Origin of the sequence: Actinoplanes sp. M2I2, assembly GCF_023544445.1 — a bacterium.
Lineage (GTDB): Bacteria > Actinomycetota > Actinomycetes > Mycobacteriales > Micromonosporaceae > Actinoplanes.
Map to the genome: position 1 here is coordinate 632,002 of NZ_JALPVJ010000001.1, position 20,387 is coordinate 652,388.

General features: G+C 71.5%; 19 protein-coding genes. 10 read left to right on the top strand and 9 right to left on the bottom strand.

Features of this window, described 5'->3' with window-relative positions:
* Nucleotides 1-49 precede the first annotated feature (49 nt).
* The gene (locus HJC40_RS03005; RefSeq protein ID WP_249998052.1) at nucleotides 50-463 is read left to right on the top strand and encodes a rhodanese-like domain-containing protein; all 414 of its coding nucleotides are present in this window, start codon (nucleotides 50-52) and stop codon (nucleotides 461-463) included.
* Entirely contained in the window at nucleotides 463-792 is a 330-nt protein-coding gene (locus tag HJC40_RS03010; RefSeq protein WP_249998053.1) for a gamma-glutamylcyclotransferase family protein, read from the top strand. Before HJC40_RS03005 ends, HJC40_RS03010 begins: the two co-directional genes overlap by 1 nt.
* Nucleotides 793-801: 9 nt before the next feature.
* On the opposite strand, the gene HJC40_RS03015 is transcribed toward HJC40_RS03010, so the two are convergent.
* Nucleotides 802-1,164: a hypothetical protein gene (locus tag HJC40_RS03015; RefSeq protein WP_249998054.1), complete on the bottom strand. Its 363-nt coding sequence runs from the start codon at nucleotides 1,162-1,164 to the stop codon at nucleotides 802-804.
* A gap of 29 nt (nucleotides 1,165-1,193) precedes the next feature.
* Nucleotides 1,194-2,015 carry a DUF4142 domain-containing protein gene (locus tag HJC40_RS03020; RefSeq protein WP_308200829.1) on the bottom strand — a complete coding sequence of 274 codons (822 nt, stop codon included), beginning with the start codon at nucleotides 2,013-2,015 and terminating at the stop codon, nucleotides 1,194-1,196.
* 194 nt (nucleotides 2,016-2,209) lie between these two features.
* On the opposite strand from HJC40_RS03020, the gene HJC40_RS03025 reads away from it, so the two are divergent.
* The 3 genes from HJC40_RS03025 (at nucleotide 2,210) to HJC40_RS03035 (ending at nucleotide 5,311) form a co-directional block, all read left to right on the top strand.
* A complete protein-coding gene (locus HJC40_RS03025) occupies nucleotides 2,210-3,346 on the top strand; it encodes a zinc-dependent alcohol dehydrogenase (protein ID WP_249998226.1) in 1,137 nt (378 codons plus the stop codon).
* A gap of 10 nt (nucleotides 3,347-3,356) precedes the next feature.
* On the top strand, nucleotides 3,357-3,932 hold the full coding sequence (locus HJC40_RS03030; protein WP_249998055.1) for a hypothetical protein: 576 nt from the start codon (nucleotides 3,357-3,359) through the stop codon (nucleotides 3,930-3,932).
* A gap of 179 nt (nucleotides 3,933-4,111) precedes the next feature.
* Nucleotides 4,112-5,311 (top strand): serine hydrolase domain-containing protein, encoded by a 1,200-nt coding sequence (locus HJC40_RS03035; RefSeq protein WP_249998056.1) that lies wholly within the window; start codon nucleotides 4,112-4,114, stop codon nucleotides 5,309-5,311.
* Between the two features lie 459 nt (nucleotides 5,312-5,770).
* On the opposite strand, the gene HJC40_RS03040 is transcribed toward HJC40_RS03035, so the two are convergent.
* The 5 genes from HJC40_RS03040 to HJC40_RS03065 all read right to left on the bottom strand — a co-directional run bounded on the left by HJC40_RS03040 (nucleotide 5,771) and on the right by HJC40_RS03065 (nucleotide 10,736).
* Nucleotides 5,771-5,956: a hypothetical protein gene (locus HJC40_RS03040; protein WP_249998057.1), complete on the bottom strand. Its 186-nt coding sequence runs from the start codon at nucleotides 5,954-5,956 to the stop codon at nucleotides 5,771-5,773.
* Between the two features lie 671 nt (nucleotides 5,957-6,627).
* Nucleotides 6,628-8,064 (bottom strand): beta-1,3-glucanase family protein, encoded by a 1,437-nt coding sequence (locus tag HJC40_RS03050; protein ID WP_374271050.1) that lies wholly within the window; start codon nucleotides 8,062-8,064, stop codon nucleotides 6,628-6,630.
* Nucleotides 8,065-8,169: 105 nt separating this feature from the next.
* Nucleotides 8,170-9,198, bottom strand: coding sequence for a glycoside hydrolase family 43 protein (locus HJC40_RS03055; RefSeq protein WP_249998058.1), 1,029 nt, complete (start codon nucleotides 9,196-9,198; stop codon nucleotides 8,170-8,172).
* A gap of 140 nt (nucleotides 9,199-9,338) precedes the next feature.
* Nucleotides 9,339-10,169 carry a metal-dependent hydrolase gene (locus HJC40_RS03060; RefSeq protein WP_249998227.1) on the bottom strand — a complete coding sequence of 277 codons (831 nt, stop codon included), beginning with the start codon at nucleotides 10,167-10,169 and terminating at the stop codon, nucleotides 9,339-9,341.
* Between the two features lie 69 nt (nucleotides 10,170-10,238).
* Nucleotides 10,239-10,736 (bottom strand): DUF1707 domain-containing protein, encoded by a 498-nt coding sequence (locus HJC40_RS03065; RefSeq protein ID WP_249998059.1) that lies wholly within the window; start codon nucleotides 10,734-10,736, stop codon nucleotides 10,239-10,241.
* 275 nt (nucleotides 10,737-11,011) lie between these two features.
* Here HJC40_RS03065 and HJC40_RS03070 point away from each other — a divergent pair, with 275 nt between their 5' ends.
* From HJC40_RS03070 to HJC40_RS03090, 5 genes are all read left to right on the top strand, one after another.
* Nucleotides 11,012-12,295, top strand: coding sequence for a histidine kinase (locus tag HJC40_RS03070; RefSeq protein WP_249998060.1), 1,284 nt, complete (start codon nucleotides 11,012-11,014; stop codon nucleotides 12,293-12,295).
* Complete coding sequence (locus tag HJC40_RS03075) at nucleotides 12,292-12,966, top strand: response regulator transcription factor (protein WP_249998061.1); 675 nt, start codon at nucleotides 12,292-12,294, stop codon at nucleotides 12,964-12,966. Before HJC40_RS03070 ends, HJC40_RS03075 begins: the two co-directional genes overlap by 4 nt.
* Nucleotides 12,967-12,994: 28 nt before the next feature.
* Nucleotides 12,995-13,834: a formate/nitrite transporter family protein gene (locus HJC40_RS03080; RefSeq protein ID WP_249998062.1), complete on the top strand. Its 840-nt coding sequence runs from the start codon at nucleotides 12,995-12,997 to the stop codon at nucleotides 13,832-13,834.
* A gap of 64 nt (nucleotides 13,835-13,898) precedes the next feature.
* Nucleotides 13,899-16,865 carry a PAS domain S-box protein gene (locus HJC40_RS03085; protein ID WP_249998063.1) on the top strand — a complete coding sequence of 989 codons (2,967 nt, stop codon included), beginning with the start codon at nucleotides 13,899-13,901 and terminating at the stop codon, nucleotides 16,863-16,865.
* Nucleotides 16,866-17,012: 147 nt separating this feature from the next.
* Nucleotides 17,013-19,619: a glucosidase gene (locus tag HJC40_RS03090; protein ID WP_249998064.1), complete on the top strand. Its 2,607-nt coding sequence runs from the start codon at nucleotides 17,013-17,015 to the stop codon at nucleotides 19,617-19,619.
* On the opposite strand, the gene HJC40_RS03095 is transcribed toward HJC40_RS03090, so the two are convergent.
* Together HJC40_RS03095 and HJC40_RS03100 are read right to left on the bottom strand one after the other, a co-directional pair.
* Nucleotides 19,603-19,923 carry a transcriptional regulator gene (locus HJC40_RS03095; RefSeq protein WP_249998065.1) on the bottom strand — a complete coding sequence of 107 codons (321 nt, stop codon included), beginning with the start codon at nucleotides 19,921-19,923 and terminating at the stop codon, nucleotides 19,603-19,605. The genes HJC40_RS03090 and HJC40_RS03095 overlap by 17 nt on opposite strands.
* The gene (locus tag HJC40_RS03100) at nucleotides 19,920-20,360 is read right to left on the bottom strand and encodes a hypothetical protein (protein ID WP_249998066.1); all 441 of its coding nucleotides are present in this window, start codon (nucleotides 20,358-20,360) and stop codon (nucleotides 19,920-19,922) included. Before HJC40_RS03100 ends, HJC40_RS03095 begins: the two co-directional genes overlap by 4 nt.
* Between the last annotated feature and the right edge of the window lie 27 nt (nucleotides 20,361-20,387).

Consider the following 20,387-nt stretch of genomic DNA (forward strand, 5'->3'; position numbering starts at 1 on the left):
GGCGGCCGATCGGCGTGCGGACTTCCGCGGCACCCGGCATGATCGCCGGGTGACTACTGTCGACCTCCGGGGCGTGGACGCCCTGCTGGCCCGGGCTCGCGAAGGCCTGCGACGGCTGGACCCGCACGAGACGCGGGCCGCCGTCGCGGCCGGCGCGCTGCTGGTGGACACCCGCACCGACGTCCAGCGGGAGAGCCAGGGCCGGCTGCCCGGCGCGATCGTCATCGACCGTACGGTGCTGGAGTGGCGCCTCGATCCGGCGTCGCCCAACCGCATCCCGGAGGCCGGCGACCCCCACCGGGTGATCGTGGTGGTCTGCCGGCAGGGCTACAGCTCCAGCCTGGCCGCGGCCAGCCTGCAGGCCGTGGGCCTGACCAACGCGACCGACCTGGCCGGGGGCGTCGAGGCGTGGCTGGCGGCGGGCCTGCCGACGACCGACGCACCCGAGGACGTGCGTTTCTGATGCCGCTGCTCTTCTCGTACGGCACCCTGCGCGACCCGGCCGTGCAGAAAGCCACCTTCGGGCGTACGTTGGCCGGCCGGGCGGACCGCCTCGTCGGCTTCCGCCTCGAGATGCTGGAAATCGCCGATGCCGAGGTGGTGGCGTTGAGCGGCGAGAGCCACCATCCCATCCTGGTCACCGGATCGCCGGACGACACCGTCGACGGCTCGGTCTTCGAGCTCACCGACGAAGAGTTGCGCCGGGCCGACGAGTACGAGGTCGACGACTACCGCCGGGTCGAGGCGGCACTCGCCTCGGGTGGCGTCGCGTGGGCCTACGTTGCCCGGTGACGTGCGGGCTCAGCGGCCCGCCAGATAGCGCAGAGCACGCCGCCGGCTCCGCACGGCCGCCCAGCAGGTCCCGGCGAACGAGAAAGCCAGCGTGGCGGACAGTCCCACCTGGAACCAGTCGTCGTTGCCCGTCACGACGCGGAAAATCGCGCCACCCGCCTGGGTCACCGCGCCGGCGCCGGTGAGCACGATGAACCAGGCCCGCTTCACCTCCCACCCGGCGAGCCGGCGCGCCCGTTCGTCGATGCGGGGATCGCTCGTGCCGCCCTCCTCCAGGGCCTTCACCACCGCGTCCTGTACGCCGGGCTCGAGGCTGACCGGCGGCCGGCCACGCCCCGTCGAGAACGGGAAGACGACCAGCCTGGGGTCCATGGACGTCTCTTACCCCAGGCGGCGCGTTCTCAGTACCGGGATCGGTAGCGGCGGCGCCGGCGTCGCGGGTCGGTCAGCAGGCTGCGGCCGACGAAGAACGCCAGGCCGACGATCACGGCCAGCAGGCCACCGACCAGCGGCAGGTTGACCGTGGAGGCGGAGGTGGTCTGCCCGACCGCGGACAGCGCCGGGCCCGCGCCGCCGCCGGTTCCCGCAGCGGCGGCGGCGGCCGGGGCCGGCGGCGGCGCCGTGGGCAGGGCCGCGTAGTCGACCAGGTTGCTGCTCTCGAGCAGGGTCAGGTGGGTCATGACGAACTGGTTGGCCCGCTGGGCCAGCTTGCGGATCGTGTCGTTGCGGGTGCTCGTCCGGATCGTCGCGATGGCCGGGAAGATCTTGCCGTGGGCGGCCCGGAGCCGGTCGATGTAGATCTGGTCGAACTCCTCGCCCTCGGCGTCGCGCATCTCGGCCAGCCAGCTCTGCTGGTCGGCGTTGGGCTTGTCGGGCAGCTTGATGGTGAGCTTGCGCGCCGCGTCCCGGACCATCTTGTCCAGCACGACGTGCTGGGCGGCGATGTCGCGGCCGATGGCCTTGATCCGGGGATCGTCCGACTTCTCCTGGGCCATCTCGCCGGCCGGGATCTCCCACAGTCCGGCCAGGCGTACCTTCACGGCGAAGTCGCGGTCCGCGGCGGCGACATCCCCCGTGCCGGTGTCCTTGATGAGCCCGTTCGGCGGTAGCGGCACTCCGGGCTCGGCCCGGGCCACGCTCGGCTCGAGCAGCACGAGGGCCAGGGCGGTGATCGCCACCGCGGTCAGGCGGCTGCGGCGGGACAAGCGATCGACGGCGGACACGTCAATCTCCTCCAATTCCGTTTACGTCGGGCCCCCCTGACAGCCAGAGATACGGAAGGGGAACGGCAACGGATCAACGAAGGCTCACCCGGTTGTCGTGTGCCCCGGAGCGCGGCGGCGCGTTTGCCCTCGAAGGGCACGGGTAGCCAGACACCGGTCAGCCCTGCGCCAATCAGGAGGTTCCGGTGCAAGCCATGGTTTATCGCGGGCCGTACCGTGTCCGTGTCGAGGAGAAGGACCGCCCGTCGATCGAGCATCCGAACGACGCGATCGTCCGGGTCACCCGGGCTGCCATCTGCGGCTCCGACCTGCACCTTTACCACGGATTGATGCCGGACACGCGGGTCGGCATGACGTTCGGCCACGAGTTCGTCGGCGTGGTCGACGAGGTGGGTGGCTCGGTGCAGAACCTCAAGGTCGGCGACCGGGTCATGGTGCCGTTCAACATCTTCTGCGGTACGTGCTTCTTCTGCGCCCGCGGGTTGTACTCCAACTGCCACAACGTCAACCCGAACGCCACGGCGGTCGGCGGCATCTACGGCTACTCGCACACCTGCGGCGGCTACGACGGCGGCCAGTCCGAGTACGTCCGGGTGCCGTTCGCCGACGTCGGTCCCAGCCCCATCCCGGACTGGATGGACGAGGACGACGCCGTGCTGCTCACCGACGCGCTGGCCACCGGCTACTTCGGCGCTCAGCTGGGCGACATCAAGGAGGGCGACGTCGTGGTCGTCTTCGGCGCGGGACCGGTGGGGCTCTACGCCGCCGCGTCGTCGTGGCTGATGGGCGCGGGCCGGGTGATCGTGATCGACCACCTCGACTACCGCCTCGAGAAGGCCCGGACGTTCGCCCACGCCGAGACGATGAACTTCACCGAGTACGACGACATCGTCGTCCAGATGAAGAAGACCACCGAGTTCCTCGGCGCCGACGTGGCCATCGACGCGGTCGGCGCGGAGGCCGACGGCAACCTGCTGCAGCACGTGACCGCGGCCAAGCTCAAGCTCCAGGGTGGCTCGCCGATCGCGCTCAACTGGGCGATCGACTCGGTGCGCAAGGGCGGCACCATCTCGGTGATGGGCGCGTACGGGCCGATGTTCAGCGCCATCAAGTTCGGCGACGCGATGAACAAGGGGCTGACGCTGCGCATGAACCAGTGCCCGGTGAAGCGGCAGTGGCCCCGGCTGTTCGAGCACATCCGCAACGGCTACCTCAAGCCGAGCGACATCGTGACGCACCGGATCCCGCTCGAGCACATCGCCGAGGGCTATCACATGTTCTCGGCCAAGCTCGACGGCTGCATCAAGCCGCTCATCGTCCCGTCCGCCTGAGGGGGAAGCCATGGCCTACACGCCCGACAAGCCCAAGCTCCCGGAGAGCACCGAGGAGCTGCGCGCCCGCATCCCCGGGTGGGGCGCCGACCTCGACCCGAAGGACCGCCCGTCGGTGCCGCGCGAGAAGTTCGACCCGACCTTCAGCGGCGCCCACTGGGAGTTCCCCGAGCGTCAGCCCGAGTTGTGGCCGCGGGAGCGGTCGATCGAGCACGCCTTCCTGACCCCGGTCTTCGGCACGTCCTGCCCGCCGCGCGGGCTCTCCGGCCGCATCCGCCGCTACTCGTACGCGAAATACAGCGAGGGTCGCGCGGCGCACTGGCTGCTGCTGCTGGCCTCCGACCGGGTCGACGCGGTGGAGAGCACGCTGCGCTCGTTCGTGTCCCGCCGCCCGGACAACCCGATCACCGAGACCGGCGTGCTGAGCGAGGTGTCCCGCCACGGGCTGTCCTCCCGGCTCAGGGACCGGCGGGCGGACAAGGTCCACCAGCCGCTCGATCCGATCATCGTGGCGGCTCCGTGGGTGCTGGGCGCCGGTGTCGCGTACGCCGTGGTCCGCCGCGTCGTCCGCCGGTCCCGCCGCTGACGTTCCCGCGGGGCTGACATTCCCGCGGGCTGATGTTTCCGCGGCTGACCGTCCCATCCGGCTGATCGCCAGGGTGCTGGCACCACCAGAAACCATGGGGTCAGCCGGATGGCCGCCGGGAGTCGCGCATTCGTACCGTGAGGTCCTCGTTCCGATGTGGAAACAGGGGGATCCCAGTGGTGACGAATTCTCGAATCCGGCGGAGTGTGGTGCACGCGGGAGCGGTGGTCGCGGCGGCCGTGCTGGCCGTCCCGGCGATCGGCGCGGTCCCGGCCGGCGCGGTCCCGGCCGGGGCAGCCCCGGCCGGGGCGGCACCGCCCCGTTCGGAACTGCAGACCGCTCTCGACGATCTGCGCGCCCTGGGCATCACCGGCGCGCAGGGGGAGATCTCCGCCGGTCGCCGTGACGTGGTGGCCCGCAGCGGGGTGGCGGACCGGCGCACCGGCCGGCCGATGCCGCTCGACGGCCGGTTCCGGATCGGCAGCAACACCAAGACCTTCGTCGCGGTCGTGGTGCTCCAACTGGTCGGTGAGGGGCGGCTGTCGCTGGACGACACCGTGGAGCGCCGGCTGCCCGGCGTGGTGTCGGGCAACGGCAACGACGGGCGCCGGATCACCGTACGCCAGCTCCTCCAGCACACCAGCGGGCTGTTCAACTACACGAACGACCTGGCCGCGCTGGGCTCGGCGGAGTCCTACCAGGCCCACCGGTTCGACCACTACGAGCCGGCCGACCTGGTCGCCATCGCGATGAAGCACGAGCCCGGGTTCGCGCCGGGCGCCCGGTGGGAGTATTCGAACACCAACTACATCCTGGCCGGGATGATCATCGAGCGGGTCACCGGGCACTCCTGGTCGTCCGAGGTGCGGTCGCGCATCCTGCGCCCGCTGGGGCTGAACGACACGTCGTACCCGCAGGACCGATCCACCCTGCCGCGCCCGCACGCCCGGTCCTATCAGCAGTTCGTTCCGGGCGGCCCGCTGCTCGACGTCACCGAGTTCAACCCGACCGCGGCCGGCGCGGCCGGCGGCATGGTCAGCACGACCGCCGATCTGACCCGGTTCTGGCGCGCCGTGCAGCGCGGCGAGCTGCTGCGCCCGGCGCAGGCGGCCCAGATGCACCGCACGGTCCTGGCCGACGGCATGCAGGACATCGTGCCCGGCATCCGGTACGGCCTGGGCATCTTCCAGGTGCCGAACGACTGCGGCGGTTTCTGGGGCCACCCGGGTGACGTGGTCGGCACCAGCACCTTCAACGGCGTCAGCCGCGCCGGCGACCGGGCCGTGGTGCTCTATCGCACCACCGGGCTCGCCGACCCGGCCCCGTCGGCGGCCGTGGACAACCGCATCCTCCGGTTGGTGACCGACGTCCTCTGCTGACGGCCACCAGCGCCTGTTTCCCAGGGAGAGCCGCGCCGCGACGCGCTCCCCTGGGAACAGGTGCTGCCGCCCGTCGACGGGGACGCCGGCCGGATCCGGCATGACGCGTGCCCGTTCAGGGAGCGCGGGCGAATCCAGCTTGACGCCTGCCCGTTGACGGGGACGTCGGGCGGATCCGGCATGACGCGTGCCCGTTCAGGGAGCGCGGGCGAATCCAGCTTGACGCCTGCCCGTTGGCTGGGGACGCCGATGGATCCGGGTTGACGCCTGCCCGTTGAGGGGGACGCCGACGGATCCGGGTTGACGCCTGTCCGTTGAGGGGGACGCCGACGGATCCGGGATGACGCCTCCCCGTCGACGAGGACGCGAGCGGACCTGGGGTCGACCGGACCTAGGATCACGCCGCGTTCTCGACGTGCTCCGGGTCGGACGGTGCCGGAAGGTGGGCGACGGATGCTGTCAGGAGGCGAAGAGCGCCGTCAGCTCGTCGGTGTGGGAAGTCCCGGTCGGCCGCGCCTTGCTCAGGGCAATGGTGGCGGCGTGCAGGTAGGCGCGGTCTCCACTGGCGACGTATTCGGCGCGCAGGAGCGCGGCGATCTCGTTCGCGAGGGTGCGACGGGCGTCGGTGTCGGCGGTCTTGAACATGGGCACACTTTCTCGGGCTACGGAGCGATAATGATGCGCCGTCCGACACTCGGATGCATCAACCGAAACGGTGATGCCGGGTTCGGGTCGCGGCAGGGATCATCCCGGCCGCGACGGTGACCGGCCGCATCGTCATCAGTGTGCCTGGCCGATGCGGAGCGGGCCCGGATCGGCACGCTCCGCATCGGATCAGAAGGGCGAACGCGTCCTCGGAGGGGCCGCCCGAACCCTTGTGAACGCCGTTCTGAGAGCAGCAGGCGCTGTGACAAGCGGCCGCCGCCCGTCACGCCGGCTGCCGCCCGTCACAGGGTGCTGCCGCCCGTCACCGGGCTGCCGCCCGTCACAGGAGCAGCCGCCCGTCACAGGAGCAGCCGCTCGTCACTCCGCAGCCAGCCGCGACAGGGCAGCCCTCCCAGCGACCCCGCTTGCCCAGCGCCAGTCCAGCCGCAGCTCGTCACAGCAGTGGCTGCTCGTCACAAGGGCGGCTGCTCGTCACAAGGGCGGCTGCTCATCACAACGGCGGTCGCTCGTCACAGCAGCCGCTTGTGACAGTGGCAGCCGCTTGGGGCAGCGGCTACTTGTCACAGTGGCGTGCGCTGGTCACAGCAGCGGCTCGCCGCGACGGTGGCGGCTCGTCGCGGCGGCGGCTGTTTCCGGAGTGGTAGCGGTTCTCAGAGGGGGAGCCAGAGCGCCAGGACGTTCGGCGGCTCCCAGCCGGGCAGTGCGGTGTGCGCCTGCCGGCACTGGTATCGCACGCCGTTGTAGGTCACGATCTGGCCCACGGCGTACGGGGTGCCCGCCGCCCACGTGGTGCCGGCCGGCGGCTGCGTCGCCGGCGGGGTCGTCGCCGGGGGACGCGTGGTCGGCGGCGTGGTGGTGGGCGGGGTCGTCGCCGGCGGCTGGGTGGGTGTGGTCCCGCCGGCGCCGAACGGGCTCATGATGATGCCCGCGCGCTGCGGGTCGCCGTCGTTGACCAGGGACTCGAAGCCGCCGACGTCGTCGTACGCGAAGCCGTAGGCCTTGCCGTCGGCCATGTTCGCGTGGATGATCCGCGAATAGTGGTTGGGGGCGCTGTTCTTGTAGAACGCGTTGGCGTCGTACACCGGCTCCACGGTCGAGGTGCCGAGCGTGCCCCGGACGAGCGCCGTGCAGATGGTGCGCCGGACCTCGCTCTGGATGAACGGCGCGACGTTCGGCGCGTTGAAGACGCCGTCGCAACCCCAGACGTTCGAGGTGCTGGGTTTGTCGACCGTCGCCACCTCGGCGCCCGAGCTGTCGGTGAACCGCAGGGTGTTGCCCACGGTGCGCCCGAAGAACTTGCGGTTGGGCTCGGCCTGCCGCGGCTGCACGGTCAGGGTCCGGCTGGTGTAGGCGGCGAACGCCGAGTTGATGTAGGCGTCCAGGTAGTTCGCGGGGAAGAGGCCGGCGTCGGTGGCCTTGCCCGGCGCGAGCACCCGCAGCACCGTGCCGTCCGAGCGGGTGATGACCGACCGCTCCCAGCCGGGCTGCGCCTTGATCGCGTTGATGACCTTGTTGCGACCGTCGGCGACCACGTCGCCGGTGCGCTTGGTCTGGCCGGCGCCGTTGGTGACGGTGACCGCGTGCGGGATGCCGAAGAAGTCGACCTGCGAGCTGTTCAGCCAGAGCCCGGAGTCGTTGAAGGTGAACTCGCTGGTGTCGAAGAGGGTGTTGAAGTTGGGGTCGCCGGGCGCCCACGGCGCGGGCTGCACGAAGCCGTCCGGGGTGATGAAGAACTTGATCTTGTCGCGCATCGCCAGGTAGACGCGACCGGACAGGCCCTTGGGGATGCGGATGGTCGTGCTGCCGCCGTTGCCCGGGCCGGGAATCGACACGTCCGGCGCGGGGGTCGGCGGCAGGCCGCCGGCGGGCCACGGCGTGAACGTGGCGCCGCTGTTCACCGAGCCCCAGCGGCCGTTCAGGATGCCGATGACGTAGAGGTGGACCGCGTCGCCGCGGCCGGTGTTGTTGCTGACGGTGACGGGGAGGACGGCGGGGGATGCCGCCGAGGCGGGCATCGTCACCGCCGCGACGGGCGCGGCGACGGCCAGGGCCGCCACCGCGCTCAGCCATGCGGTTCGTTTACGCAAGTCGGCTCCTCATTCTGGGGGACGCTCCGGGGTGAGAGCGCTCTCGCAGAATGTTTCGCAAAGTTAACAGTTGTCAATGGAACCGATCGAAGCGTGCCCGAACGCTCACTCGAAGAACTTGAGACCGAAGCCGGTGTCCGACGTCGCGCCCGGGACGTTCGCGCGGGTGTACGTGGAGCCGCCCCACCAGGCGAAGATCCCGGTGTACCAGTGCCGGTTTTCCCAGGCGTACGGCGTGCCCTTGGGAACGGCGTGATACATCAGCGGGAAGCGCGGGCCGGCCGGCGGGCTGGTGGCGATGTCGCCGTTGAGCAGCACGAACGTGTGGTGGCCGGGCCCGTTGGCGGACACCGTCGGATCCCAGCCGGCCATCATGGTCGCCCGGTTCGAGCCGAACTGGCACCCGTTGGACTTGTACCAGTCCCAGACGTACGTGGGGTCGCCGCCCGCGCGCAGCCGCAGGTCGGCCAGGCAGTACTGGTCACTCCAGCTGCCGTTGGCGGAGTACACGATGTGCAGCCGGCCGTCGGGGTCGCGGATCGGCTGCGGCCCCTCGTTGATGAACGGGTTGCCGACCACCCGCTCCCAGCTCTCCCGCGGCTGCGAGATGACGAACCGCCCGCCGGTGGTCGTGGTGGGGCTGCTCATCCGGGCCAGGTAGAGGTTCTGCTCGACGTTGGTGTCGCCGGCCCAGCCCGACCAGACGAAGTAGCGCTGCCCGGCGAAGACGAACATGGCGCCGTCGACGGCCCACTTGTCGTCGGGCAGCGCCAGCCGCGTCTCGGCTGTGTAACCGCTTGCGGCCGACGCCGAGCTGATGGCGTACATCCGGTGGGCCGGGCCGCGTCCGGCGGAGAAGTAGATGTAGTAGCGGCCGGCGTCGGTGGTGATCTCGGGCGCCCACACCTCACCGAGGTTGCGGGTGTCGCTCCAGACCTGGCGGGCCGGCGCCGCGGCGAGCCCGTCGGTCGACGAGGCCTGCCGTACGGCGATGCCGCCGCCGGTCGACTGCACCGAGATGTAGGTGCCGCCGACCCGCAGCACGCTGGGGTCGGCCGCGCGCAGTGAGGTCTGTCCGGCCTCGGCGGGGGTGGCGGTGGCGAGGGTGGCGGCCGCCACGAGGGCGACAGCCATTGACAGGTACCGATTTCTCATGACAGTTCCCGGGGATGAGGGAATGGGGGATTCCCCGAGAGTCCGTGCTTGGTTACAACGTTGTCAACAGTGCGGGCCGGGAACGGCGCCTACGGGCAGGCGGCCCCCGAGGAAAGCGGTCAGCGGCCGCTGTTGTCGGCCCACGCCTGGAGCTCGATGTGCTGCAACAGGCCCGGCGCGAAGATGCCGGCGATCGCCAGCAGCGAGATGACGACGAACGCGGTCCGCAGGACGACCGTCTCGACCTTGCCGCCGACCCGGACGGCCATGCTGTTGGGCACGCCGACCATCCGCCACAGCCGGCGCCCGGTGGGTATCGGCCAGAGGATCGGCACGCCCGCCGACGTGATGATGTCGCCCAGCAGATGGACCACGCAGCCGACCGCGACCGCGAACCCGAGCATCGGATAGCCCCGGTCGCCGGGCAGGTTGGCCGCGGTGAACATGGCGATCACGGCCGAGCAGATCGTCACGATGACCCAGCCGGCCCGCTCGGCCCACTTGTCGAACAGGCCCCGCAGTGCCAGGCCGGCCATGAAGAAGACGATGCCGACCACGGCCCACTTGCCGTAGTGCCCGCTCAGCCAGGTCGTGCCCCATCCGACCAGCGCCGCGAAGGGCAGGGTGTGGGTGAACGTACGGTGCCCGTTGGTCCGCCTCGGGTCGCGGCTGAGCCGGGTCGCCGTGTAGATGCCCAGCGAGATCTTCTCGATCACCTCGGCGGCGAACAGCGAGAACACGCCGAACGTCCGGGCGACGGTCGCGCCGCCCTGGTTGCGGGTGACCTTGCCGGACAGGTCCAGATCGGGCAGCAGGGCGCCGCCGGCACACACCAGCGTGCCGACGGCGATGGCGAGCGGCGACTGCTCGTACCCCGCGAAGTGATCGAGGGCCCAGGTCCCGGCCAACCAGGCGGTCGCCCCCGAAAGAGCGTGCGACGGACCCATCATGCGAGTGTTGCCCTCCCCGAGCTGAACAGCGCTCAAACCCCGTTAATCTGTCAGAGCGGGGAGGGTTGATCAACAACCTCGATGTCCACTGTGGAACCGGTGCGGTCCCCCGTAGCCGGGTGCGTTCCACGGGGCGACGCCGTGGCCGAGGCTGTACTCGACCTGCCAGCGGCGGTAGCGAGCGTGCTTGAAGAAGCCGATGAGCAGGAACGTGAGCGGAATGACGGGCCAGAAGAACTGCGCCCCCGAGATGATCCACAGGCCGGTGAGGATCATGGCGATCGAGAGGATGATCCCGCCGTGCCGCCGCAGGCTCCGGCGTGTCGCGTTCCGGGCCTCGGGAGTGTCGGCCAGGGCGCTCAGGCCACCGTTGGGCAGGTCGGCGGTGAGCGGGCCGAGCTCGTCGCGGAACTTCGCCGCGTACGTCGCGGCCAGTCGCTCCTCGCCCTCGGTCAGGTCGAGGCGCCCCTCGGCCATCGCCGCCCGCAGGATCTCGGCGACCTGCTCGCGTTCCTTGTCGGAGGTCCGCAGCCGCTTGCTGGACCAGGTCGTGTCGTTGGGTTGCACCGGGTTCCTCCTCAGTGGGGCTTCCTGGTACCAGGATCGGCTTTCCGCCGCCGCCGGTCGTCGGCCCGGCGGAGCATCTTCCGGGCGGCCTCCGGGACGGTTCCGGCCCCCGCTCGTACGCCCGGGGGCGCACGACGTCCGCCCGGCGTACGACCCCGGGAGTAGCCGAAACCCGCCCGTGCTCCGATGCCCGCGGGCCCGCCGGTGCCGTAGCTTCGGCAGTGCCGGGAAACAGCCCGGGGCACGGCGGAACGGACGGGGACGGTGAGCACAGCGTGAAACACCTGCACGGGCCGCCGGCGCCGCCCTGGGGGCGCGACCAGCGCACCGGCCGCTTCCACGGGGGGCCGCCCGGGGCCGGGCAGTTCCGCGGGCCGGGCGTCGGCGCAGCCGTCGGCGCCGGGTTGTTCCAGGCCCTGGGGGCCAAGCAGCAGGCCGGCGAGGGGCACATCCTGGTCGCCATGCGCCCGGCGCTCTACCTGCTGCTGCTGGTCGGCCCGGTCGCCCTTCTCCTGCGCCGCCGCTACCCGGTGACGGTGTTCGCCGTCGCGGCCGCCGCCTCGCTGGGCTTCGCGACGGTTGCCCAGCCGCACTGGTTCTGGACCGTGGCGCCCATCGTCGCCCTGTTCGCCATCGCCTGCGCCGGGCGGCGCACCGCCGCCCTGATCGCCGCCGGTGTCGCCTACACGGCGTACCTGCTGGTCTTCTGGGTCTTCGCCGACCCGATCGGGCTGCCCGGCCAGGCCCGGCCCGGGCTGCGCGAGGCGCTGCTGCTCGGGATCGCGCTGGCCGCGGCGATCTTCCTGGGCGGCATGGCCAAGATCCGGGGCGAGCAGCTGGCGCAGACGATGAAGATGCGCGCCGAGCGCGAGCGCGCCGAGCAGGAGCAGCAGCGGCGCCAGGCGTCCGAGGAGAGGCTCCGCATCGCCCGCGAGCTGCACGACGTGATCGGCCACCACCTGTCGCTGATCAACGTGCAGGCCGGGGTGGGTCTGCACCTGATGGACAGCCGGCCCGAGCAGGCCCGCGAGGCCCTGTCGGCGATCAAGACGGCCAGCTCCGAAGCGCTGCGCGAGGTGCGCTCGGTGCTGGGCGCGCTGCGCACCGAGGACGAGGCGGCTCCCCGGCAGCCGGCGCTGGGCCTGAGCCGGCTGCACGACCTGACGGCCGACGCCGGGCTGCCGGTCGAGACCCGGGTGACCGGCGAGGTGCGCACCCTGCCGGCCGAGGTCGACCGGGCGGCATACCGGATCGTGCAGGAGGCGCTGACCAATGTGCGCCGGCACGCGGGCCAGGGGGCGTCCGCCTCGGTGGCGGTCGACTACCTGCCCACCGCGCTGCACCTGGCCGTCCGCAACGACACCGCCAACGCCCCGGCGCCGGTCGAGGGCGGGCCGGCCGGCACGGGCATAGCCGGCATGCGGGCCCGGGCCCAGAGCCTCGGCGGCACGCTCGAGGCCGGCCCGGTGACGGACGGCTTCCTCGTGTCGGTGCTGCTCCCGGCCGGGGGCCATGCGGTGGTCGGCGATCGGCCGCGACGAGAAGGAGCGATGGAGTGATCTCGGTTGTGCTGGCGGACGACCAGCTGCTGGTCCGGGCCGGGTTCCGGGCCCTGCTCAACGCCGAGCCCGACATCGAGGTGGTCGGCGAGGCCGCCGACGGCCTCGAGGCGGTCGTGCAGGCCCAGGCCACCCGGCCCGACGTGGTGCTCATGGACATCCGCATGCCCGGCGTGGACGGCCTCGAGGCGACCCGGCGGATAGCGGCCGACCCCGCGCTGTCCGGCACCCGGGTGGTCATCCTGACGACGTTCGAGCTCGACGAGTACGTCTTCGACGCGCTGCGGCTGGGCGCGTCGGGGTTCCTGGTCAAGGACACCGAGCCGGTCGAGCTGATCCGCGGGGTGCGCGCGGTGGCGGCCGGCGACGGCCTGCTCTCGCCGGGCGTCACGCGCCGGGTCATCGGCGAGTTCGCCGGCGGCGGTCACGGGCGTTCCCCGGCCACCCCGCCCGCCTCCCTCGATCACCTCACCGACCGCGAGCGCGAAGTCCTCGTCCTGGTCGCCGAGGGCCTGTCCAACGACGAGATCGCCGCCCGCCTGGTGATCAGCCCGGCGACCGCGAAGACCCACGTCAGCCGCACGATGATCAAGCTGGGCGCGCGCGACCGCGCGCAGCTGGTCGTCTACGCCTACGAGGCCGGCCTGATCCGCCCGGGCTGGCTGGCTTAACCGTCCGGTTCCGGGGTACGCGCCGCGCATGCCGGCCAAGGAGCCCTCGGACATAGCCCACGCCGCCGTCGCCACCGGGGTGAAGAAGGCCGACCTGCGCTGGGACAAGGTGCTGGTCGGGTCGTTCCTGGCCGGCGCGTACATCGCCTTCGGCGGGCTGGTGGCCATCGCCGTGTCGTCCGGGCTCGACCCGCGGACCTGGGGCAGCCTGCCCACGCTGTTCACCGGCCTGGCCTTCACCCTGGGCCTGGTGCTCGTGCTGGTCGCCGGCTCGCACCTGCTCACCGGCAACATGCTGCTGGTGCCGATCGGCGCCATGCAGGGCCGCCTCTCCGCGGCCGACGTGGCGCGCAACCTGACCCTCGTCCTGATCGGCAACGTCGTCGGCGCCCTGTTCGTCGCCTACTTCCTGGCCGTGCAGACCGGCGTGATCGGCCAGGTCGGCAGCGACGCGGGCACGTCCGGCGCGATGACCTACGACCGGCTGGCCTCGATCGCCGAGGCCAAGGCCCTGCACGAGGACAACTGGCAGATCTTTTTGCGGGCGGTCGGCTGCAACTGGCTGGTCTGCCTGGCCGTCTGGATGTCGCTGGCCGCCGACACCCTCTCGGGCAAGGTCCTGGTCATCGTGTTCCCGATCATGGCCTTCGTGGCGATGGGCTTCGACCACGTGGTGGCCAACATGTTCTTCCTGCCCGCCGCCATCTTCGCCGGCGTCCCCGATCTGGGCTGGGACGACACCCTGCGGAACTGGCTGTTCGCCTTCCTCGGCAACTTCGTCGGCGCGGTGGTCTTCGTGGCGACGTCGTACTGGTATCTCTACCTGCGGGACGAGCCGTCCGAGGAGAAGCCTCGCGAGCTGACGTGAAGCCGCGCCACGCCGGCCCGGGCGAAGACTCAAGTCGGGCGGGGCGGCACCGATAACAAGCTTCGTGCTGAACTCACCGGGTACCTTGCCGCAGAGCTCGGGGCGTCTGCGTGCCCTGCGGGCCACCGGGCTGCTCGAGGCTCGCGACGTGCACGCCCTCGACCGGCTGACCAGGCTGGCCGCCCGCATGCTGGAGGCCCCGACCGCGCTCGTGTCGCTGGTCGACGAGGACCGGCAGCGCTTTGCGAGCGCTTACGGCCTCTCCGGCGAGATCGAGGAGACCCGGCAGACCCCCCTGTCCCACTCGTACTGCAAGCACGTCGTCGAGGGTCAGGCCGCGCTCGTCGTCCCGGACGCCCGGCTGGACGCCCGCCTGCACGACAACCCGGCGATCGGCGACTTCGGCGCGATCGCCTACGCCGGCGTTCCGCTGCGCTCGCCCGACGGCCACGTGCTCGGGTCGTTCTGCGTCGTCGACTCGGTGCCGCGGCAGTGGAGCCCCGAGGACCTCGCCGTGCTGCACGACCTCGCCGAGTCGGCCGAGTCCGAGGTCGCGCTGCGGCTGGCCCGGGCCGAGCAGCAGATCTCGTCGGCCCGGATGAGTGCCGTGCTGAACGCGACCCACGACGCGTACATCTCGACCGATCTGACCGGCGAGGTGCTGGGCTGGAACGCGGCCGCCGAGCGGCTGTTCGGCTACCGCGCGGGCGAGGCTATCGGCCGCAACGTCGCCGACCTGATCATCCCCGAGCGGTTCCGCGCCGACCACCTGGCCGGCCTGGCCCGGGTCCGGGCCACCGGTGACTCGCAGCTGAGCGGACAGCACCTGCGGATCGCCGCGCTGACCAGCACCGGCCGCGAGTTCCCGGCCGAGATGACCCTCCAGGTGGTGACCGAGCCCGGCGGCACGATCTGCCACGCCTTCGTGCACGACATCACCGGACGGCTCGTGGCCACGGCCGAGATGGAGCAGCACCGCAAGAAGCTCGACGAGGAGCACGCGTTCCTCGAGGCCGTACTGGACAGCGTCGACGTCGGCATCGCCGCCTGCGACAGCGAGGGCCGGCTGAGCCTGCTCAACCGGGCCGCCCGCGAGATGACCGGCCACCAGACGTCCCCCGACACTCCGGTCGAGGAGTGGCTGGCCGCCTTCCAGGCCTATGAGCCGGACGGTCGCGAGCTGGTGAGCGATATGCCGCTGACCCGGGCCCACCGCGGTGAGGTCGTCGAAGGCCGGCACGTTCTGGTCAAGAGCGAGGACTCCTGGCGCCGGTTCGTCACCAACGGCCGCCCGATCGACACCCGCGACGACCGCCGGCTCGGCGCGGTGGTGGCCTTCCACGACATCACCGAGGCGCACCGGGCCGAACAGCTGCGGCGCGCCCGGCACGCGGTCGCCCAGGTGCTCTCCGACGCCACCAACGCCCGCGACGCCGGCATCGAGGCGGTCGCCGCGATCACCGGCTCGCTGGGCTGGCTCTGCGGCGAGTACTGGCAGGTCACCGACGACCGCAAGAGCATCGTGCGGCACAGCTCGCACACCACCGGCGACCGTGACCTGTCCGCCTTCACCAACGACCGTGCGCTCACCTTCGTCCTCGGCGAGGGCCTGCCCGGCCTCGTCTGGGCGCGCAACCGTGAGGTGTGGTGGGACACCGGCCAGACGCCGACGGACATGGTCGACCAGGGCCGGGCCGAGCTGCACGAGGTCGGCATCCGGGTCGCGGTCGGTGTGCCCGTGCGCTCCGGCCGCCGGACCCTCGGCGTGCTCGCCTTCTACACCGACCAGGACCTGCCCTTCGACACCGACACCGTGGAGATGCTGGACGCGGTCGCGGCCCACCTGGGCCGCTTCGTCGAGCGCCGGTGGGCCGAGGACATGTCCCTGGCCCTGGCCGACGCCCGCCGCAACTTCGACCGGATCGTCGCGCAGGTCAACGACTACGTCTGGACCGTCGAGACGACCCCCGGCGAGGAGCCCCGCCTGGTCTACGGCAGCCCCAACGGCCGCGCGGTCTTCGGCCGCGAGGTGACCGACGAGTCGCCGGCCGTGCTGGGCGAGCTCGTCCACCCGGACGACGCCGGCCTCCTCGACGAGTTCAACCTCAAGCTGGCCGCCGGCGAGCACGCCGAGGTGGAGTGCCGCCTCGTCGGCTATGACGGCGTGGTCCGCTGGATCTGGACCCGGGCCGCGGCCCGGGTCGAGGGCGACCGGTTCTTCGTCGACGGGCTGTCCACCGACGTGACCGATCGGCACGAGCTCTCCGAGCAGCGCGAGCGCCTGCTGGATCAGGAGCGCGAGCAGGTCGACAAGCTGCGGGAGCTGGACCGGATGAAGGACGAGCTGTCGGCGCTGGTCATCCATGAGCTCCGCAACCCGGTGGGCGTCATCAAGGCGTACACGGAGGTCCTGCTCGACAGCCCGGCGCTGGGCGAGGCGGAGCGCAAGCACGCCACCGTGGTCGACCGCAGCACCCGGCACCTGCAGGGGCTGGTCGACGACCTGCTCGACCTGGCCCGTCTGGACGCCGGCCACATCAGCATCGACCCGTGCCCGATGGCCGCCGACACCGTGCTGCGGGACGTGCTCTACAGCCACCACCTCAGCGCCGCGGCCAAGGGCCTGACCCTCAACGCGTCGATCAAGCCCGACCTGCACGTGCTGGCCGACGCGCAACGCCTGCGTCAGGCGCTGGACAACCTGATCTCGAACGCCGTCAAGTACACGCCCGAGGGCGGCACGGTGTCGGTCACCGCCGAACACGACGGCGACGCCGTGCTCATCACGATCAGCGACAACGGCATCGGCGTCCCGGCCGAGCAGTACCCGCACCTGTTCAGCCGGTTCTTCCGGGCCAGCAACGCGCAGAAGGCCGGCATCAAGGGCACGGGCCTGGGCCTGGCCGTGACCAAGGCGATCATGGACGCGCACGACGGCACCATCACGGCGCGCCCGGCGGCCGGTGGGGGTACCGAGTTCGCGCTGTCCCTGCCCGCGCCGGAGCTCGACTTCGGCGGCCTTCAGCGGTAGCCGTCCCCCGCGGGAATGAGGCGAGGCCCCTTCGCGTAGTGGTCAGGTCACCGTCGGTCGTCGTGCACAATCGGCGGTGTCAACACATCTGACACACGGCAGTGAGACGCTGGGCACGGGGCGGCGGGTGCGAGGGGTGAGGCAGGCGTGGCGGAGCGCTTACGGCTGGCGCAGGCGGACTCCGGCGAGCAGCCGTGGCGGGCCTGGGGCCCCTACCTGGCCGAGCGGGCCTGGGGCACGGTCCGGGAGGACTACAGCGAGCACGGCACGGCCTGGGACTACTTCCCGCACGACCATGCGCGCTCCCGGGCGTACCGGTGGAACGACGACGGCATGGCCGGGCTCTGCGACGAGCGTCAGACGTTCTGCTTCGCGCTGGCCCTCTGGAACGGGCAGGACCCGATCCTCAAGGAGCGCATGTTCGGCCTCGGCGGCGACGGCGGCAACCACGGCGAGGACGCCAAGGAGTACTGGTGGTATCAGGACTCCACGCCGACCCACTCGTGGATGAGCTGGCGCTACCACTACCCGCAGGACCCTTTCCCGTACGACGAACTGGTGCGCGTCAACGGGCAGCGTTCCCGCGGCGAGGCCGAGTACGAGCTGGTCGACACCGGGGTCTTCGACGACGACCGGTTCTGGGTCGTGACCGTCGACTACGCCAAGGCCTCCCCGCGCGACATGTGCGTCGCCGTGACGGTGGCCAACCGGGGGCCCGACCCGGCCACCCTGCACGTGCTGCCCACGCTGTGGTTCCGCAACACATGGTCGTGGGGCCTGCCCAACCGTCCGGTGCCGAGCCTGACCGGCCGTCCGGGGCGCCTCGCCGGCGCCCACCGCACGCTCGGCCACCTGGTGCTGGAGGGCGAGGACGGGGCCACGCCGCTGCTGTGCGACAACGAGACCAACGCGCAGCGGCTGTGGGGACAGCCCGGCAAGAGCCTCTATCCCAAGGACGGCATCAACGACCACATCGTCGCCGGAGCGCCGACGGTCAACCCGGCCGGCGTGGGCACCAAGGGCTCGCTGCACTACGAGCTGACGCTGGCACCGGGGGAGAGCCGGACCATCCGGCTGCGCCTGACCCAGGACGACGACCCGATCGGCCCCCTCGACCTGGGCGACGACTGGTCGTCGGTCATGGGCGGGCGCAAGGCCGAGGCCGACGCCTACTTCGCCGGGATCATCCCGGCGGCGGCCTCGCCCGAGGAGGCGGCCGTGGCCCGGCAGGGCATCGCCGGGCTGATGTGGGGCAAGCAGTTCTACCACTTCGACGTGAAGCAGTGGCTCACCGGCGACCCGGGCTCGGCGCCACCACCGCCGGGCCGGCGCTACGGGCGCAACAACGCCTGGTGGCACATGAACAGCTTCGACGTCATCTCGATGCCCGACCCGTGGGAGTACCCCTGGTACGCCGCCTGGGACCTGGCGTTCCACTGTGTCTCCATCGCCCGCGTCGACCCGGCCTTCGCCAAGGCGCAACTGCTGTTGCTGCTCCGGGAGTGGTACATGCACCCCAACGGGCAGATCCCGGCGTACGAGTGGGCCTTCGGCGACGTCAACCCGCCGGTGCACGCCTGGGCGGCGCTGCGCGTGTTCGAGATCGACGGCGGGCGTGACTTCGACTTCCTGGGCCGGATCATGCACAAGCTGCTGCTCAACTTCACGTGGTGGGTCAACCGCAAGGACGTGGGCGGCAACAACGTGTTCGAGGGCGGCTTCCTCGGGCTCGACAACGTCGGCCCGTTCGACCGGTCGGCCGCGCTGCCGGTGGCCGGGGTGCTGGAGCAGTCCGACGGCACGGGCTGGATGGCGATGTACGCCCTGAACCTGCTCGACATGGCGATCCGGCTCGCGCTGCACGACCGCACGTACGAGGACATGGCGACGAAGTTCTTCGAGCACTTCGCGTACATCGCCGAGGCGGCCTACCGGCAGGGCCTGTGGGACGACGAGGACTGCTTCTTCTACGACCAGTTGCGCCTGCCCGACGGGCACAAGCTGCCGCTCAAGGTGCGCTCGATCGTCGGTCTGCTGCCGCTGGCCGCCACCACCCGGCTCACCAAGACGACCCTGGACCGGCTGCCCGAGCTGCACGCGCGGCTGCGCTGGCTGCAGGCGTCGCAGGGCGAGTACGCCGACGTGATCAGCGCCCGCCGGTTGTCGGCCCAGGGTGCCCAGCAACGTCTGTTGTCCATGGTCGGGCAGGACCAGCTGCTGCGGATCCTGGCCCGCATGCTCGATCCCGAGGAGTTCCTCTCGGCCTACGGGATCCGCACCCTGTCCCGCAGCCACCTGGAGAAGCCGTTCACCGTCTCGCTGGGCGGCTCGGACTTCACCGTCGGCTACGAGCCGGCCGAGAGCACCAGCGGTCTGTTCGGCGGCAACTCGAACTGGCGCGGCCCGGTCTGGATGCCGGTCAACTATCTGCTCATCGAGGCCCTGCGCGAGTACGCGGAGTTCTTCGGCGACGACATGAAGGCCGAGTATCCGACCGGCTCGCAGCGCAAGGTGCCGCTGGCCGACGTGGCCGACGACCTCTCGCGCCGCCTGATCTCGCTGTTCCTGCCCGACGCGGACGGCCGGCGGCCGATCTACGGCGCCAACGAGGTGCTCCAGACCCACCCCGACTGGAAGGATCTGATCGTCTTCCCCGAGTACTTCCACGGCGACAACGGGGCCGGCCTGGGCGCGTGGCACCAGACCGGCTGGACCGCCCTCGTCGTCGACCTGATCCTCACCCTGCGCCGCTGACCTCCGGGGCGGCCTGGAGCGTGTCGCCCAGCAGGGCCCGCAGGGCGGCGGCGTGCCCGGTGAGCGCGTGCCGCCCCTCGGCGGTGAGCCGGACCGTGGCCCGGCGGCCCTGACGTTGCAGCTCCACGTAGCCGGCCTCCTGCAGGGTGCCGATCTGCTTGCTCAGCGCCGAGTCGCTCAGCCCGGTGGCCTCGCGCAGGTAGGCGAACTCGACGTGGACGGCCGGCGCCAGCAGGGACACGAGAGTGAGCCGGACCGGCGCGTGCAGCACCTCGTTGAAGCCCGGCGGATGCAGCGCGCTCACGACGGGCGACGGGTCGTGGCGGCCGTCTGCGCGATGCCCATCGCCCCGATCCACACCGCGCCGGCGGCCAGGCCGCCGATCGTGCCGGCGACGGGGACGTCGAAGAGGCGCAGCACCGTCCCGACGCCGATGCCGGTGACCACCACGGCGGCCACGAAGGCCAGCAGCGGCCGATATCGCAGGCTGCGCCGGCGCAGCCGGACGCCGGTGGAGCGCTCGAGCGCCCAGGCCAGCGCGATGAGCGCGACGGCGCTGACCGCGGTCAGGATCGTCGAGGCCGGGCGGGTCAGGTCGGTGCCGGCCCAGCCCAGCGTGAGCGCGGCCGCGCCGCCGTAGGTGAACCACGCCGGCAGGCGGCGGGGACCGCCCCGCTCGAGCGTCTCCTGCTGGCGCTTGTCGATCTCGGCGAGCGATCGTGAAGCCTCGTCGACGTCCATGGGGCCTCCTTCGGCACGGGGACTGTT